Consider the following 18,044-nt stretch of genomic DNA (forward strand, 5'->3'; position numbering starts at 1 on the left):
CTCAGTTTCGCGGCAAAAAAAGAAGCGCCCTGCGGCGTACAAGCGTTATACCGCAGAGCGCATTCTTCTGGCGAAACAGGACCGGTTGACTACACGTGCACACCGCACAGGTGAACGGTAATGCCCAGCGCGGAACACATGGCGGCCTTAGTCGCCAACGCCTTCAGCGCCTCGTCGCGGCTGCCCGCATAGGTAATGCTGACATGGTTGGCGCGATGGCGCGCCATGAAGGCATCCCGGCTCACACCCTCCGTGACTGCGCTCACCATGGGCCACTGCTTCGTCGTTTCGTTCCAGCGTGCCTCGGTTTCGTCTTCCGGCAACGTAATGACCTTGGCCAATCCCAGATCGATGTGCATTGCGCCGCCTTCTACAAACACACGGCTCCAAACCACATCACCGGGGCGTCCAATACCCTTCAGAGTGCCGCCGCCCAGTGGGAAATACATGGCAGGCTGGCGATCACTCTGCGAACCGGCATAGCCGCCCACAAAGTGGCTCGCCGGAGCGGCACCGGAAATCTGCCATAGCCATACGTAATCGTCGCCATACGGCTTGCCCCAACGAACATCATGCAGCGTGGTCGACGGATCAAGCCCCAACGCCTTCCAGCAGCGATTCGTAATGACGCCATCCACACCGGCGCACTCGTCCACTTCGTTGAAGTGCGGCAGCGCATCGCCTGCGTAGAGTTCGCGGCCATCGTCGCTCTTTACCGGAGGACGATCAGGATTGTTCAACAAACCTTCTACCAGGTCCGAAGCGGGAGCCAGGTCCTTCAATCCCTGCTGATATTGAATGCCCACGCTGTCACAGCCAAACTCATCGGCCATGCGCAGCGCGGCAATGTACATACGGCACTGTTCCAGAATCTGACGATCGGTCAATTCGCTGGCTTCGTCAGTGCCTGTGTTGAACTTCAGTCCTTTCGCATCCAGCCATGTGCGCACAGCCTGTGCGTCGGCGTCGCTCACGGTCCGCATACGCGCAAACAACGCCGACTGGCTCAGCCGCTCCTTGAAGAAGCCCGCACGATTCAACGGCTCATCATCAATGATGGCGTTGTACATGCCCATGCAGCCTTCATCGAAGACGCCCAGGATGATCTTCCGTTCCAGCAACTCCGCTGCCAGCTTCTGCCCCAGTGAGTTTGCATCCGCCGGAAGGTTGGCAGTATCCAGCAGTGCCACGTGGGACAGATCGTGTGTCACATTGCCGGTGGTAATCCACTCACGCAGACCGCGCAGAGCAAAGTCGTCAGTAAAATTCTCGCTCCACAGCGTGGAGAAACGAACACCGGCCTTCACCAGCGATCCATTCAGGTTCAACAGACCCACCAGTCCGGGCCACTGACCTGACCAGTTCGCCAGCGTCAGGATCGGCCCCTTATGCGAGCGCATACCCGGCAGCACGTGATGCGTGTACTGCCACGCAGCCGTGGCGAAAACCAGCGGCGCATCCGCAGGGATATTCCGGAACACATCCATACCCATGCGCTGGCTCGAAATAAAGCCATGCCCAGCCTTTTCATCCACGGGAAATGCACGGATCAGTTCACAGCCGTTTTCGGCAAAGACCTGCGTTAAACGCGCTTCCAGTTCGGCCTGCGCGGGCCAACATACACGGTTTGCGCTCAGGCGAAGATCGCCGCTGGTGACGAGATAGACCTGCTTCATGCTGCTTTACCTACCTTTGTGCTCACTACCTGTTTGGCCCAATCCGCAAACCACGTCTGCAAGGAAGCAATCTCTGATACGCGCTCGGCCGACAGGGGGAAAGGATAACTTGCGCGCGTAAATCCACGCACCTCGCTGGCCACTTTCAGGCCCCACGGCGTAGGCAGCGGATTCAAATGTTCAATGAATTCCTTCAACAATTCTTTGTTCAGCTCGTAGTTCTTGCTGCCGGGCTTGGAGGCAAACAGCTCCGTCATCAGCTCCGGAAGAGCACACGCCACACCCGACACGACGCCGTCACACACGCCCTCTTCCATTGCTGGGCACAAGGCGGAATCATTGCCGATGATGCGCGTACCCGAAACCTTCTCCACCGTCATGGCGCGAACAATATCCAGCGACCCGCCGCTGTCCTTAATGCCCACAATGTTGTCGTGCGACCGCAACAGAGACAGCACAGTGTCCACCTCTAACCCGCTGGTGAACTGCGGCAGGTTGTACAGCAGTACCGGGATTGGCACCGCATCCGCAACGGCCATGGAAAACGCCCGCAGATCATCCTGCCGGTACGGGAAGAACGACGGCATGGGCAGCAATACCGCCTGCGCGCCGTGGTAGGCGGCAATCTTCCCGCGAAGCACGGCGCCGCGCACATCGCCCGCGCCAATTCCAACCAGAATCCGCGAAGACGGCGCGACGGCACGTGCCATCTTCAGGGTCAGGGCCAGTTCGTCCGGCGTGGCGTAGGTGAATTCGCCAGTTGCACCGTTAACGGCATAGCCCGTCATGCTTTCACGTTCAGGAAGGTCAAATTGCCTGCGCAGGCTATCGGTGTCGATTGCACCGTATTCGTTGCGAGGGGCCAGTAGGGCAGCATAAACTCCGCGGATTTGTGTCATGGGAGGTCCGTTCAAAAATTTCCGATCGAAGGAAATGTAGCAGACTCGTGTTCTGTATGTCGACAATTTGCACACACAAAGTCCGCGATACACTTGCTCCGTGCCCCGTCGCTCGAAAACACATCACCCCGGCCCCAAACCGTCCGTAAGGATGAAGGCGTACCAACTCATCCAACAGAAGATCGCCTCGGGCGAGCTTCGCGCCGGATCACTCCTTAGCGAACTCGCCCTTGCGCGCGAACTGGGCAGCAGCCGCACCCCCATCCGCGAAGCCGCTGGCCAGTTGTTGGCGGAAGGACTACTGGAACTTAGCCCGGGTGGCGGCCTCCTCGTGACGCAACTCACACGTCAGGCCATCGTTGACCTGTATGAATTGCGCGAGGCTCTGGAAGTGTTCGCAGTCGGCCGTGCCGCGCAGAATGGTGTGCGGCCCGCGGATAAGGAGCGGCTGGAAGGTTTGCTGGCGGAAACACAGGTGTTGCTGAAAGAGTTGAAGAGCAGTGGTTCCGCAGAGCTAAACGCCGAACAGATGAAGCGGTTCACCGTTGCAGACCTCGGCTTCCACTCGCTTCTGATTCGAATCGCGTCCAACGCGCGCATCCTCAAGGTGGTCAATGACACGCGACTGATGATGCGCATCTTCGCCATTCAGCGTAGCGGCCATCGCCGCGACGAGTTGGAACGCATCCATCGCCATCACCGTGCGATTCTGCAAGCTGTTCTGCAGTGCAATCCTGAAGAAGCCCGACGTCTGCTGGCCGAGCATATTCAGGCCAGCGGAAGCGAACGATTGGAGCAATTCGATCGCTGGGAGCGCGAAAACCACCTTGCAGCGTTGGAATCCGCCACACCTTACGCGATGTGATCTGCTGTTGTGGCCTGCTTTCGCATGTTCCGCACCAACAGCAGAAGCACCACACCCAGGCAGAGGTAGATGAGCGAGGTCGCGCTCATACAGACGCCCAGGCCATAGCGTCCCGCAGCCTTCGCAATCAGGATGGGCGCAAATCCGCCACCCAGCCATCCCAGCGAATTCATCGTCCCCGCCGCCACACCGCGGCGTTCCACGGGAATTACGTCATACAACGAAGCGAAGATATTCGCGTCGTACATGCCCTTGAAAAACCCGAAGCCGATCATTCCCACGATCAGTCCCGCCATGGACAACGACCATCCTGTGAGGAAGAGGAATGGCACCCCCAGGAACAAGCCTGCCGCCTGGATCAACTGGCGTCCACCAGTAAGCTTCGATGCGAACCGATCGGCCAGCAAGCCGCCCAGCAAAACGCCCGTAACTGACGCCATCTGCAGATATGCTGTCGCGCTAAAACCTGCATTGGCAAGGCTTAGGTGGAATTTGGTGTACAGGTAGGTGGGCAACCATGTCAGGAACACAACAGCGACGAAGTTCGCGCCAATGAACACGCAAATCAGCGTAAGCACGCGGCCGTTAGCCAAGACATTGCGCACGCCGCTAAAGAAGTCTGCTCGGCTTTCATTGTTGCTGGACGCTGTCTTCTCTGGCGGGTGACGCAAAGCCATCGCCAGAATCACCATCAACACGACTCCCGCAACACCGAAGATCAAGAAGGAACTACGCCATCCGTGTTCCTGCGCGATCAATCCTGAAAGTGCACCGCCGCCGATGGTTCCGGCATACACACCAGACTGGTGGAGCGCCATGGCACGCGAACGGGTCGAAGCCGAGTGATACATACCGATCAGCGCCATCGCCGCGGGGAAATAGAAAGCTTCACCCAAGCCGCCAAGCGTTCGGAACAAAACCATGCTGCCGAAGCTATGGCACACCGCCGTTGCACCCGTCACCACAGACCAGAAGGCCAGCGCGCCAAGGATCACGTTGCGCGGAGAAACACGATCCGAAAGCCATCCTGCCAGTGGACCTGCAAGCGCGTACATCCACATGAACGACGAACCCACCACACCCAATTGCAGATCCGTCAGATGCAGATCCGTACGCAACAGCGGAAAGATGGAGAAGATGGCCTGGCGGTCTGCGTAATTGCAGAAGCAGACGCACCACAGCATGGCAATCAACCACCAGCGATACGAGCTGGCGTGGCCGTTCTTTGGATCATCAGAGGCTAGCGACATGAAACAGGCAACTCAAACATAGAAATGACCGCAGTCCGCAATGTGTACCATATGTCGACACCCATGAGCAACGTACGAATTGGTGACAGATCTTCGCAGACTGTTTTCTCCATTACGCCTGCGCGTCCGACGCGATTGTCGATTGACGAACCACCAGCGTGTGCGAATGGAGTATCTGACGGGACGGGAGATCCGGCTTTTGAATGCGCTCCAGCAGCGTTTTCACCGCAGTTTGGGCTAGTTCACGACAAGGCTGTCGCATCGTCGTCAGAGGTGGTGTCAACAACGTGGAGTAATGCACATCGTCAAAGCCCGCCACTGCAATCTCATCAGGAATCCCGCGCTTCAACTGCGCAAGTGTCCGCATGAGCAACGCTGCCGTTTGATCGTTGGAGCAAAGAATTGCATCCGGCTCCGAGACTTTCAGCAGATTCGAAACGAACTTGGGATCAGCAGGATCGCCGAAGTACGGGATCTGGTGTCGGGCCTTCAAACCAAATCGACGCACCGCCTCACGACACCCCAGGAGTCGAAGATCGGTGGTCGAAGGAAAGTTGTCGCGCGCGACAAAGCAAACCTTCTTGCGCCCCTGTTCCAGCAGGTGTGTCGTGATCGCAATCGAGGCTGCGACATTGTCGATACCCACCAGGTCAAACTCGCTGCGCGAAGGATATTCACCCAAATCGCGATCCAACAGTACGATCGGAATTTCCTGTTGGCTTAACTTATCCGCAAGCTTGCGATTCCAGTGGCTCCGATCCGGAATGGATTCAAACGGCGCAAAGAAAACACCATCCACTTTGCGAGCGATGAACTCATTGCAAAGCTGAAGCGCATCGCCGCCGGTCACAATGGGAGTCGTGGCATCACCCCACAACACGGCGCACCCAAGCGTCTGTGCGAAACGGGTGATCTCGTTGCAGATGGGATCAAGAATCTCTGTCTTACCCAGACCCGGCACGAAGATGCCGAGCGTATGCGTCTTTGCCGTTTGCACGACCGGTTCCGACGCCAGGTAATTCCCCGCTCCGGAACGCCGCACGATAACGCCCATCTGTTGCAATTCACGCAAAGCTCGAGCAGCCGTGGGCCGAGAAACTTTATAGCGCAAGCAGAGTTCTGTCTCGCTCGGAAGGCGCTTTCCACGCGCAAACTTCCCACTGAGAATGTCCCGCTGCAACCCCTCGAATACTGACATGTACTTGTGTGTCTTCATTGAACCTGTAAGTACAGATTTCCCCCTGCATCTGCTTGTCATCTCTATGAGACGAAGGCTAATGTTCGCTTTCGAAACCTATTTCATACGCCAGCTTGCACTTGAGCTATCAGTACAGGTTCCGGAAGCAGCGATGACAGATAATACGAACACAACTACAGAATTGTCCAAAGATTCCATGAACCCTGTAATCATTCGCACGGAAGCCAGTGCTGACAGCGCAGAGTCAGAAGTCCCATCTCTCAATGCAAGAGATCATGCAATGGCAAGCCACCATGTTCCTGCGCGATTAATTCCTGCAGGTGCAGTCCGGCCTTTTGCCTTGGTCGCTAGCCTGTTCTTCTTGTGGGGCATTCCGAACAGCATGAACGACGTGTTGATCCGTCAGTTCATGAAATCGTTCTCGCTGACTCGCTTTGAAGCGGGGCTCGTGCAGTCGGCTTTCTATCTCGGATACTTCGTTCTTGCATTGCCCGCAGGCTTAATGATGAGGCGCTACGGTTACAAGCGCGGACTCGTCACAGGCCTATGCCTGTTCGCCGCAGGATGTTTTTTGTTTCTACCTGCAGCCATCTCTGGCACATACACTTTTTTTCTGGGGGCACTATTCGTAGTTGCAAGCGGGCTCGCCTTTCTCGAAACAGCCTCCAACCCGTTCGTTGCACAGCTTGGCCCTGAGGCAACGTCAGAACGCCGCCTCAACCTGGCACAGGCATTCAATCCGCTGGGATGCATCACCGGAGTCCTGCTCGGCACAATCTTTATCTTCTCGGGCGTTGAACTTTCACCTGCGGAAGTGGCCGTTAAGCAGGCCGATCACACCTATGCAAGCTATCTGCACATGGAAACACTGCGCGTCGTCACACCATATCTGGTGATTGGCGGGATCGCGCTGGTGTGGGCTTTACTCATTGGCGCAACAACGTTTCCCAAGCTCGATGCGAATGATGAAAGCTGCGAAACTCCCAGCGGTAACTGGCGTTCGTTACTTCACAAGCCGCACTTTCTGTTTGGCGTCTTCGCACAGTTCATCCAATGCGGCTCGCAGGTTTGCATGTGGAGTTACTTCATTCAGTACTCCAAGGAATACGTAAACCTAAGCGACAAAAAAGCAGGCCTTCTGCTCACCTGCATTCTGATCATCTTCGGCATTGGACGCTTCGTTTCCACTGCGCTCATGCAGCGCTTTAGTGCAAGCAGCCTTATGACATGCTACGGCCTGACCAACGCGGGACTGCTTCTCTTCGCCATGTTTTTCCCCACATGGGCTGGCGTAATCGCACTCCTGCTGACCAGCTTCTTCCTTTCGGTGATGTTCCCAACCATCTTTGCGTTTGGAATTAAAGACCTCGGCCCCAACACCAATATCGGCGGATCATTCATCGTAATGGCAATCGTTGGCGGTGCCGTATTCACACCGATTATGGGATGGCTCGCAGAAACATTGCACAGCACCGCGCACGCCTTTGTAATCCCCATGCTGGGCATGGCTGGGGTTGCAGCTTATGCAGCATACATGGGCCAGTACGAAAAGCGTCGCGTTGCAGATTGCGCGGCGCACGCATAAGTGTGATCTCTACTTTTGCTTGCGATTACTTCGCATGTCCGAACCAGTGAACAGCCGCACATGGAATTCTTCACGCGTACCTTGCGCACGGAAGAACCAGACGACACGGTGGGAGAAGGAACAATGAAACGCAGATCTTTTCTGCAGGGAACAGCAGCATCGCTTGCAGTCTCCTGCATCAGTGGAAGCAGGGCGCTGTACGCGCTTGACAGCACTTTGACCGACCTGAATCGCTGTACGGTGATCATTCCCACCTCACCTTCCAAACGCGAAGTCGTTGCAGCCGACATGGTGGTCGATGAAATCCTGAAGCACTGCGGTATCACGTGGACCAAGGGCAACAATGCGTCTGCAGGCACGGTAAAAATCTATCTAGGCACACGCAACAACTGGCATGGACTTGGCTCGGCCGTCTCCAGTGTTTCTGCGAAAGCTGCAAAATTACCCGCCGAATCCTATGCCATTGCCACAGGCAATGACGGCGGCAGCCCTTGGATTGCAGTGTGTGGCAGCGATGAACGAGGCCTCATCTTCGGCGCAGGGCGCATGCTGCGCTCGCTCCGGCTCACACGCCGCGCTGTATCCGGCGACCTGAAGGTAATGAACTTAACCAGTTCGCCGCACTACACAGTGCGTGGTCATCAGCTTGGCTTCCGTCCGAAAACGAACGCATACGATGCGTTCACCGTGGAGATGTGGGATCAATACATCCGCGAACTTGCCATCTTCGGAACAAACACGGTGGAACTGCTGCCGCCTATCACGGACGATGATGCAGACAGCCCGCACTTCGCTATTCCGCCGCAGCAAATGATGATCGAAATGTCACGCATTTGCGATAAATACGATCTCGATGTTTCCGTATGGTATCCCGCCATGGCCAAGAACTATGGCGATGCGCAAACCGTCGACGCAGAAGTGAGCAAGTGGGCCGAGGTTTTGCGCGATCTTCCGCGCGTGGACGTAGTATTTGTTCCCGGCGGCGATCCGGGGCACACTGAGCCCAAATACATGCTGGCGTTGCTGGAAAAGCAGAAGGCCAGCTTGCGCAAGACACATCCCAAGTTGCAGATGTGGATGTCGCCGCAATCGTTCAATGCGGAATGGCTCGCTGACTTTTTGAAGCTGGCAGCAGATCCGCATACACAGTCATGGCTTGACGGCATCGTCTTCGGTCCGCAGAACAGAAGCTCCATCACAGAACTGCGCAAGTCACTTCCCGCAAAGTATCCGATCCGCTTCTATCCGGACATTACGCACAGCATCGAGTCGCAGTACTCCATCAACAACTGGGACATCGCTTATGTTGTCACCGAAGGACGCGAAATTATCAATCCGCGTCCTGAGATTGAGGCTGCCATTCTGCGTTCGATGTTGAAGGACACAGTCGGCTTCGTCAGTTACTCCGAAGGCGTCAACGACGACGTAAACAAGTTCGTCTGGAGCCTCGTCTCCTGGGATCCGAAGATGCCTGCCACAGACGCTGTTCGCGACTTTGGCAATTACATCATCGGCGCGAAAGATGGTTCCGCATACGCGCAGGGCCTCCTTGATCTGGAACACAACTGGGAAGGTCGACTTGCAACGAATGAACTCGTCGATGTGACGTTGCAGAAGTTCCTTTCCATCGAGAGAACAGCCTCGCCTTTCTTACTGCAAAACTGGCGCTGGCAACAAGCATTGTTCCGCGCCTGCTGTGATGCATACGTGCGCAGACGTTTGCTCTTTGAATCGGGCGAGCTTGCACGCGCGCAAAGCGTGTTGGAGCGCATCGAAGACTTCGGTTTTGCCTCCGTTCCATGGGGCACAGGAGGCAAGCCGGAACCGATACCCGCTAACGGTATTGATCCACAAAATCTCGTAGATGAAGCGATTGATATTTTGCGGAAGGCCGCCGTGGTGCAGATCGCTCCCGCACTCCGCACACGAATCAGCGAGCTTGGCTATGGACTGTTCCAGGGCATCCATCAGCAACTTTCGGTAGAACGCTTCCAGGGCGAAGGCGTGGAACGTGGCGCACCGCTCGACACGATCGACCATCCAGTAACGGATGCCCCTTACTTCCTTAAGCGACTTCGCGCGTTGAGTTCCATTGAAGTGCAGGAAGAAAAGATTAGTGCGATTCGCGCTCTGCTGAATCGCACCAACCCCGGCCCCGGTGGCTTCTATGATGAATTAGGCAACATCACCAACCGGCCGCATCTCGTCATCGAAAACGTCGAAGGTGACTTTGACTTCCGCCGCTCGACACACGTTGGAACAAACTATCCCGACCGCTTCGGTGCCGATGAACCAATGGCATGGAAGCATTGGGCTGAAAGCCTCTATGAAGAGCCGCTGAAGATGCACTACACAGGCCTTGATCCGAATGTGGAGTACAGCCTTCAGGTCGTGATTTCCGGCGATTCGAAGAATGTAAAGACGAAGCTGATGGCAAATGAGTCCACTGAAGTTCATCCAATGCAGCTGCGTCCGTGGCCACCTGCGCCGCAGACATTCGCGCTTCCCAAATCAGCAACCGCGTCAGGCGAGCTTCTGCTCACGTGGACGCGTGAAGCCGGCCTCGGCGGCAATGGCCGCGGATGCCAGGTCGCTGAAGTCATGTTGAAACCCGTTGTCAAGAAGGAGGCGTAGACCCCAATGTCCAATGAATATGCCGCAGATCGGCACCCATCCTCTAGCGACACGTGGAGTGTCGTGCGCGAAAGACTGAATGCGGGCGAGTTTGTCCTGGGCATGACCGTCACCTCGAACAACGTGGAGACAGCAGCGCACGCTGCCACGCTCGGCTTCCACTTCCTCTGGTGCGAGATGGAGCACTCTTCCCTCTCGCTGGAATCGTTGCGCACGATGGTACTCGCTACGCGTGGTTTGCCGGCACCCGTGTTCGCACGCGTTCCATGGCCTGAGGTGTGGCTCGCCAAGCGCGTTCTCGATCAAGGTGTGCAAGGTGTCATCTTCCCCTTCGTCTCCGATGTAGAGCGCGCACGGAAGGCTGTGCAGGGCTGCCACTATCCTCCGTTCGGACGCCGCGGTTCAGGTGCAGGTCTCGCAGTCGCCACATGGCCCGCACCGGGCAGCTATTACGACTCCGCAGACGCCAACGTGCTGGTGGTATGCGTAATCGAAGAAGCAGAAGCTGTGGAGAGGATTGAAGAGATTGCCGCCATGCCCGGCATCGACGTCATCTTCATCGGCGTCAGCGATCTGTCCTTCTCTCTGGGCCTGCGTGGCCGTCAGGATGAGCCTCTACTGGAAGAAGCTATTACGAAAATCGTTGCAGCAGCACAGCGCAACGACAAATGGCTTGGGCGCCCCGCAGGCAGCGCAGAAGATGTGCGCCGCTTTCACCAGCAGGGTTTCCAGTTCTTCCAATCCTTAACGGAATTGGGACTGATGAAGCTTGGCGCCAAAGCCCTTCTGGAACCGCTGGGAATCAAAGACAAGCCGCAGGAACAAACAACCTTCTACTAGTCCGTGCCAACCCATCACAAACAAGAAGGCGGATGCAATTTGCATCCGCCTTCTTGTTGTTCCTACTTAGCTGCTGGTTGCGTGCTTTGCGTATGCCACATACTGTTGCCGCGTGATGGATAAACCAGACGCACAGTGTTGATGGAGTAAGGCTCGGCGTTGAATTCAACTTCATTTCCGTGCAGAGCGACCTGCGCACTGGAGTCCTTTACAGGCTGCTCCATCAGGTTGGTCTCCGTTGCCTGTGTTGCGCCCGCGGGAATAGTGATCTTCGCCCGCGTCTTTTCGCCCGCCCATTCATAAAAGCGGACTGTGAGGCTGTCATCATCCTCGCTCTTCTTGATCGCTGTCACAACGATGTTGTGCTGTGCAGCATGAACAAGAGAGTGATTCGACGGGAGGTCGCCGCCATGCGCAATCGCCTGCACAGCCTGCATCGGATAGTTAAATTCGTATCCACGCAGAACTGTATCGGCCTGCTTCCACGTAGCAGCATGCGGATAGAGCGAGTAGCCGAAGTGGTGATGACCACGGTCAGCCGTTGGATCGGGATAGAGCGGTGCACGCAACAATGACAGGCGAAGCGTATTGCCAAGCGCATCGTATCCGTACTTCGAATCGTTGATAAGGCTCAAGCCATGCTCGCTATTGCCCAGGTCCGCCCACTTCTGTGCTGAGACCTCAAAGCGCGCGGCATCAATGGCATTGTCACGCGTAGTAGGACGCTCGATGCTGCCGTACGGAATTTCATACGTTGCATTCGCGCTGGTTGCAGTGAGCGGGAAACTCGCTTTCAGCAGCACGTGAGTCTCATGCCAATCAATGTCATTCACCACGTCGACACGAGGCGAGTTGGCATACAGGGTAATGTCCTGCACAAAGGTGGACTTGCTCCAATGCCGCTTGATCTGAATGACGGAACGCAGTGGGCCGTGCTCGATTGTTTGGATGCTGTCGAGTTGTGTGATATCGGTTTCGTTCTTGTCGTATCCCTTGTCGATATTCCACGCGTCTTCAACACGGATGCTGTCGAGATTTACTTCCGTCAGGCCGCGGCCCAAGTCAACAAATGTCTCAAGCTTGTTGCCACATTGGTCGGGAGCGATGCTCTCAAACTTTGTGTCCTTGCGATACAGGCTCGTAATGCATCCAGTCTTCGGATCAAGCGTGACGCGCAGCAAGTTGTTTTCCAGCGTTGTGCCATGTACAGAAAGATCGCTTGGGACCGCGCGCTGACCGGGAACGGCATGCAGCACGGTGTATCCAATCGCGGGTACACTCTTCGGCTTCAGCAATAGCTGATATGTGTTGGTCACCTTGTCCTGCGACAACACCTGCATGGGTACGGGTTGATTATTCGCGTCAAGCACGCTGATGCCGGCCGGTGTTGCATGTGGCATCTGCACCGTGGCGGTGACCGCATCTGAACGATCCCAGCTCAGGCTGTTCCACACAATGACAGGAACGCCCGGCTGCGCTGCCGTGTTGATGTGGTGCTGCAACTCGCTGATAGCATTCTCCTCAGCTTCATTGGCGATGCGATGCGCTTCGTCGTAGTCATGCTTTGCATCGACATATGCTGCAGCAATCGCAGTCCCCGATGCGACATCATGAAACTCGTTGAACGCCTTCTTCTTCCATGCCTGCGTGAAGGATTCACCGGGATAGTTCAGTCCACTCAGCCATGCGAGCGACGAAAACTTCTCCGCATCCAACAGCCACTGATCACTGCGACGCATATGGGCCTTCTGGTCGCTGTGTGTGGTGTAAGTGCCGCGATGATGCTCGAGATAGATTTCATCGTTCCACACAGGCAGGCTGATCTTGCCCGCAGCAGATGCTGGCAACCGCGTGTTTCCTGCGGCAAGCGTTTTGTAGTTCCAGACGGGCATGCCAGTCGTAGCTACCTGCGCATTCATGTCATCAAAGAATGCCTGCGACGTACGGAACTCCACACGCGGATAGACACGCTTCGGGTTTGACCAGTTGATGCCGTTCTGAATGGCCGTGCGTGCATCGTAGATATTGAGACGGCCAAGGCTGGGTCCGTAGACGTGCATCAGTTGCTTCTGGCCTGGGTTCAGTTCTATCGCAACAGCCGCGTCATGCGCAATCTCAGACGCTTCCGTGTCTTTCACGATGTCGTGCGGGAAGTACGAAAGCACACGGCTGCCATCCGGTGACTGCCACCAGAAAAGTTTTAGCGGCAATTGATTCGTGTCGTTATAACGGAGCTTCTGCGTAACGAAGTAATCGATACCGGACTTTTTATAAATCTGCGGAAGCTGCCAGTCGTAACCGAAGGAATCAACGTTCCATCCAATCTTGACGTCATAGTTGAACTTTTTCTGGAAGTACCGCTTGCCCAGCAACAACTGGCGCACCTGCGATTCGCCATCGGTCATGTTGAGGTCGGGCTCAATCCACATGCCGCCCACCGGCTCCCAACGCCCTTCCTTCACACGCTTCTGAATCTCGCTGAACAGTGCAGGAAACTTCTCTTCGATCCACTCGTAGTACTGCGCGCTGGACTGCGAGAAGATGTACTGCGGATATTCGTGCATCATCTCAATCGCGCTGGCGAACGTGAAGTGGACCTGATCAACACCTTCAGAGGCAGTCCACAACCAGGCCGCATCAATGTGTGCGTCGCCGGTAAGTTGGATGAAGAATTTCTTGAGCACCGGTTGCAACGGCTCCAGCGCAGCTTGTGCCTTAACCATGGAAGCATCAAAAGCAGCCTGATCGTTGTGATCCAGCGCGCTCAAATTAACAGAAGATGCTGCTGCATCCAGAAGCTTCTCCTGAGCTGCGAGCTGATCCTTATCTGAGATAAGAGCTGGCAGAAGCTCTGCCGCTGAAGCAAGCTCCGTAGCAAGCGCAGTCGGATCCGGACGATTCGGCACAAAGTTCACATCAACATAAGCACCTTCAAAATGCTTGATGTCCGTGCTCGGCGGCATCTTCACCGCGATCAGAATCTTGTCGCCAGGCTTCGCGCTATCAATGACAGTGCGTGGTCCAATGTATGTTCCTTCTGTGTCCTTACGGCCGTTGTAATAGATCACTTCATACAGGTACCCGCGGCCCGGGCCATAACCACCGACGTCCACTTTGAACGTAATGCGCGCGCCCGTTAGATCGTAGCCATTCAGTGTCTTCGGCACCTCGATCCACCGACGAATCCAAATCTCTTCCTTCGGCGCAACAAACGGAAGCTTGATCGTCTTCCAGTTAGAAGTATCGAGGGCTGGGTTTTCACCATGTTCAATCGGCCCTTCGTGATACTGCCATTCGCGCGCGTCGAGCGATGCAAACGAGGACAGCCGCTGCACAACAGCTTGCCCCTGTGGAGAGAACTTGTAAGAAGGCGCAACGTTGGACTGCGCCATCAGCGGCACAGCGAGAGTCGCAACGGAGGCGAGCACGGCAAGGAAACGCGGCGTGGAATACATATCTTGGGTCCACCTATTGTGTTGGGCTGAAGCTCAACCGTCGGACTGCGTTCCCGATCGATTCGATAGACTCAGCATCCTTCGTACGGGAAAGGGCGGAGATGCCCAAAGGCCATCACCGCCCCTCCTTAATAGAACCCGCAGCACCGAAATGTAAAGGTAACTGCGGGGTTTTCTAGTTCGATGTTAGAACTCGACCTTCATCGAGAACTGGATGAACCGCGGCAGATTGCTCTGGTCCATTGCACCTGCAATCTTGCCAAAGTTTCCGTTGTTCACGTCAGAGATTGGGCCGTTAAAGAACTGTGGAGAGTTGAAAGCGTTGATGAAGTCAGCACGGAAGGCTGCATTCACATGCTCGGTGATTTTGTTGTTCTTCGTGAGTGAGATATCGATGTTGTGCACGCCCGGCAGGCGAACGCTGGAGAGACGCGTTTTCCAGGTTTGCAACTCATTCGCCTGACGAACGCGCCACACAGCCGTTTCACCGCTTTGGCAGGTACCGTTTACAGACCCGCAATTATTGAACCAACGAGCCAGGGTCGGATTCGCCAGAGCGGGATTGCCAATTGGCACAGAGTTCGTGCTGTTCGTCAGATCAAGCGGCATACCTGCCTGCAGACGTACTAGCGATCCCATATCCCATCCGCTGATTGCCCAGCGTACCGGAGCTACCAGATGCGATCCATAGGCGCGATTAGAGCCAAAGGGTAACTGCCACAGAAGGCTGATCTGCATGTTACGCGGAATGTCCCACGCTGCAATCACCTTCTGCAGTTGCGTGTCCTGAGGGTTCGAATAGAGCTTCTGATCCAGCTGCTTGGACATGGTGTATTGCACCGAGAAATCCAGGCCATAGGACAGGCGCTTCTGCAGCACAAACTGAGCGGCGTTGTAGCTGGAAGTTCCGATGGGAATGTACTGCTCTGTGATACCGCTGGTGCCTGTAATTGTGCCCACGAGGAACTGCGGGTACGGTGCCAACAGCTGCTGCCGCTGAACCGTTGCACCGTTCAATGCCGTTCCAGGAAGCAGACCAGCAAATGGATTTGCGACGCTTGCCGTCAGGTAAGCATTGCCATAACCGATTGCGCTCAGAGGAACTGCGTTGATCTGATGGTTAACGGGCAGACGTCCGAAGCGCGTTCCCACATACGACGCGGTGAACAGAAAGTCCTTGGGGAACTGATGTTGAACGCCAAAGGAGAACTGCTGTACCGTGGCCGGTTTCGCATTCTGGCTTGCATACGAGAAGCTCTGTCCCAAGTAGGTCTTCAGACCGTTGGATGCGTAGGAAGGTGCCTGAACGCTGCTGTTTGGGAACGGATCGGTCAGCGTGTTCGCCGGAACACCTGCCGAAACCGACGTGACCATGTTGGTCGTGTAGCTGAAGCCAGGTGCTTCGCCTGGATCATTCACAACCTGTCCATAAAGCAATCCATAGCCGCCACGCAGCACGGTATTTTTATCAACCTGATAGGTAGCGCCGAAGCGCGGTCCCAGGTTACCCCACTTCTGATTCGTAACGTTGCGCGGTTGCCCATTGACACCGGCAAATACCAGGCCGCCGTAAAGCGATTGTCCCGGAACAGCCAACGGATTTGGGGTCGACGGATTGAAGGTTGCCAATCCGTTGAACCGGTCGGTAAGTGGTCCTTGATAATCCCAGCGCAGTCCCACATTCAGGGTCAGATTCTTCCGGACGCGCACATCGTCCTGGAAATACAGCGAGAACATCTTTACCTGGCGTGTTGGGAAGCTGTTCACGTCGATAGAGCCCGATTGTGGTGTGCCCATCAGGAACGAAGCAATCGCATTGCCCGATGTGGAATTTACAGCGTTAGGATTCGAACCAGTGAACTGCTGGTCAAAAACGAACTTGCCAGAGCTATTACCAGGGCTTTGCACGTTGTTACGCAGCAGTCGCATATCAATGCCGGCTGTCATATTGTTATTGCCAGCGGTCTTAGCTACCGAAGCGCCAATCGTGTAGTTGTAGCTCGTGGTGATGTTCGGCGGAGTTGCGCCTGCACCGTTGTAGTTAGCCCAGGTAAATTGCGGGAAGATGTTTGCTGCTTGACCAGCGAAGCCGGACGAGAATCCGAGTGCGCTGGGTCCCGTTCCCACACCTTGAGATCCACCACTTGCCGACTTGAAACGCTCAAGACCGACACGTACGGTAGCCACGGTCGTTGGATTCACGATCCGAGTAAGCTGTACCGTTCCGTTGTGGTTTTCACGTGTAAACGGATTATTCGTGCTCGTATCCGCAATGTTCAGAGCGGAAGTTGTCGAGTAACGGAAACCACGTGCTTCCGTGAGCGAGTTACGAGAATAGCGCCCGAAGATACGCGTCGCATCGCTCATGGTGTAGTCCACGCGCACCGTATTTTCCGGAAAGTAGTCAGTAAACTTACGGCTGCCAGGGCCATTCGTCAGGTTATTCAGCCCGGTAATAGGAGCATTTTTAACATTGCCAGAAGGAACCATCGACAGGACCTTCAGAGCAACGGGATTCATCGGACGGCTGAGGTTCTTCAGGTTGTTTCCCGGAACCGGAGTACGCGTCAACACACCATTTACGGTTGTCGTCGAGAAAGGATCATAGATCGTTATCAATTTTCCGTTTGCATCAACCGTCTGCGAGAAGTCGCCGACCTTCTGCAGATCGGTCGGCACGGAAACAACAAACGGATCCGGGATGCTCTGCCGAAGATCTTCAAACGTATACGCGGCAAAGAGCTTGTTCTTCAGGATGGGCCCGGTAATGTTGAAGCCGAAGATGTTGATGTGCGAAGAAGAACGCGGTTGTCCGGTGTAGTTGCTATTGAAGGTATTCGCGTTGAGAACCGTGTTCTGGAGGAACTCCCACGCAGACCCATGGAACTGGTTCGTACCACTCTTGGTCAGGATGTTGGTAATACCACCAAGCGACCATCCGTATGCAGCGTCGTAGTTCGTGGTGTGCACACGCACTTCGCTTGTGGCTTCCTGCGTTGGAATGTAGGAGGCTGATGCACCGTTCTGGAGGGCGCTCATGCCATCCACCAGAATTTCGTTCGTGCTATTGGGTGATCCGTTAACGGAGATGCCCGACGTACCTGCAATATCAAATGCACGAAGACGTGTATCGGATGACGTGACCAGAACGCCAGGTACGGAGAAGATCGCCGAAATAGGATTGCGACCCTGCGTTGGCAGAGCCATCAACTTCTCCTGCCCCAGCGCTGTGGACTGTGTAGCAGTCTCTGTCTCAAGCTGTGCAGCGGACGCTGTCACGGTGACGTTTTCGCTCACGTTACCGGGAGTAAGGGTGAAATCGATGGCAGCACGCTCAGCAATTGCAAGCTGCACACCATTGCGGATGCTCGTGGTGAACGAGGGCTGCTGAACGGTGATGGAATATTGTCCCGGGTTCAACGCGACCACGTGATAGTAGCCGTCTTCACCAGTAACCGTCGTCGAGGATACACCTGTCTGGACATTCAGGACGACGACCTTGGCGCCCGGCAACGCAGCGCCACCGCTGTCTGTTACCTGACCATCCAGCGTCGCCTGTGTGCCCTGCGCGAACAGCGGAGCGGAGCACAAAAATACGAGAGATGCCAGCCCTGGGAGGGACCGTGTAGAACGAAAGTACAT

10 protein-coding genes are annotated in these 18,044 nt (G+C 55.6%); 4 read left to right on the forward strand and 6 right to left on the reverse strand.

From position 1 onward, the window contains the following. Nucleotides 1-89: 89 nt before the first annotated feature. Together M504_RS09520 and M504_RS09525 are read right to left on the reverse strand one after the other, a co-directional pair. Nucleotides 90-1,676 (reverse strand): fucose isomerase, encoded by a 1,587-nt coding sequence (locus M504_RS09520; protein ID WP_047490554.1) that lies wholly within the window; start codon nucleotides 1,674-1,676, stop codon nucleotides 90-92. Continuing rightward, entirely contained in the window at nucleotides 1,673-2,575 is a 903-nt protein-coding gene (locus M504_RS09525) for a dihydrodipicolinate synthase family protein (RefSeq protein WP_047490557.1), read from the reverse strand. The genes M504_RS09520 and M504_RS09525 overlap by 4 nt, the downstream gene beginning before the upstream one ends. Nucleotides 2,576-2,675: 100 nt before the next feature. On the opposite strand from M504_RS09525, the gene M504_RS09530 reads away from it, so the two are divergent. After that, entirely contained in the window at nucleotides 2,676-3,440 is a 765-nt protein-coding gene (locus M504_RS09530; protein WP_232296227.1) for a GntR family transcriptional regulator, read from the forward strand. Here M504_RS09530 and M504_RS09535 read toward each other — a convergent pair. Together M504_RS09535 and M504_RS09540 are read right to left on the reverse strand one after the other, a co-directional pair. Continuing rightward, nucleotides 3,428-4,690: an MFS transporter gene (locus M504_RS09535; RefSeq protein ID WP_047490561.1), complete on the reverse strand. Its 1,263-nt coding sequence runs from the start codon at nucleotides 4,688-4,690 to the stop codon at nucleotides 3,428-3,430. The genes M504_RS09530 and M504_RS09535 overlap by 13 nt on opposite strands. Nucleotides 4,691-4,802: 112 nt before the next feature. After that, on the reverse strand, nucleotides 4,803-5,888 hold the full coding sequence (locus M504_RS09540) for a substrate-binding domain-containing protein (RefSeq protein WP_198137563.1): 1,086 nt from the start codon (nucleotides 5,886-5,888) through the stop codon (nucleotides 4,803-4,805). 196 nt (nucleotides 5,889-6,084) lie between these two features. Between M504_RS09540 and fucP the strand changes: the two genes are divergently transcribed. The 3 genes from fucP to M504_RS09555 all read left to right on the forward strand — a co-directional run bounded on the left by fucP (nucleotide 6,085) and on the right by M504_RS09555 (nucleotide 10,947). After that, a complete protein-coding gene (gene fucP / locus M504_RS09545; protein ID WP_369792895.1) occupies nucleotides 6,085-7,473 on the forward strand; it encodes an L-fucose:H+ symporter permease in 1,389 nt (462 codons plus the stop codon). 123 nt (nucleotides 7,474-7,596) lie between these two features. Next, nucleotides 7,597-10,107 carry a hypothetical protein gene (locus tag M504_RS09550; protein WP_047494288.1) on the forward strand — a complete coding sequence of 837 codons (2,511 nt, stop codon included), beginning with the start codon at nucleotides 7,597-7,599 and terminating at the stop codon, nucleotides 10,105-10,107. Between the two features lie 6 nt (nucleotides 10,108-10,113). After that, entirely contained in the window at nucleotides 10,114-10,947 is an 834-nt protein-coding gene (locus M504_RS09555) for an HpcH/HpaI aldolase/citrate lyase family protein (RefSeq protein WP_052200581.1), read from the forward strand. A gap of 62 nt (nucleotides 10,948-11,009) precedes the next feature. Here the strand turns inward: M504_RS09555 and M504_RS09560 are convergent, their stop codons facing one another. Both M504_RS09560 and M504_RS09565 read right to left on the reverse strand, forming a co-directional pair. Further along, nucleotides 11,010-14,402 (reverse strand): glycoside hydrolase family 38 C-terminal domain-containing protein, encoded by a 3,393-nt coding sequence (locus M504_RS09560; RefSeq protein WP_052200582.1) that lies wholly within the window; start codon nucleotides 14,400-14,402, stop codon nucleotides 11,010-11,012. A 186-nt stretch (nucleotides 14,403-14,588) separates the two neighbouring features. Then, nucleotides 14,589-18,044: a TonB-dependent receptor gene (locus M504_RS09565; RefSeq protein ID WP_047490566.1), complete on the reverse strand. Its 3,456-nt coding sequence runs from the start codon at nucleotides 18,042-18,044 to the stop codon at nucleotides 14,589-14,591.

This window comes from Terriglobus sp. TAA 43 (assembly GCF_000800015.1).
In the GTDB taxonomy this organism is placed as follows: Bacteria; Acidobacteriota; Terriglobia; order Terriglobales; family Acidobacteriaceae; genus Terriglobus.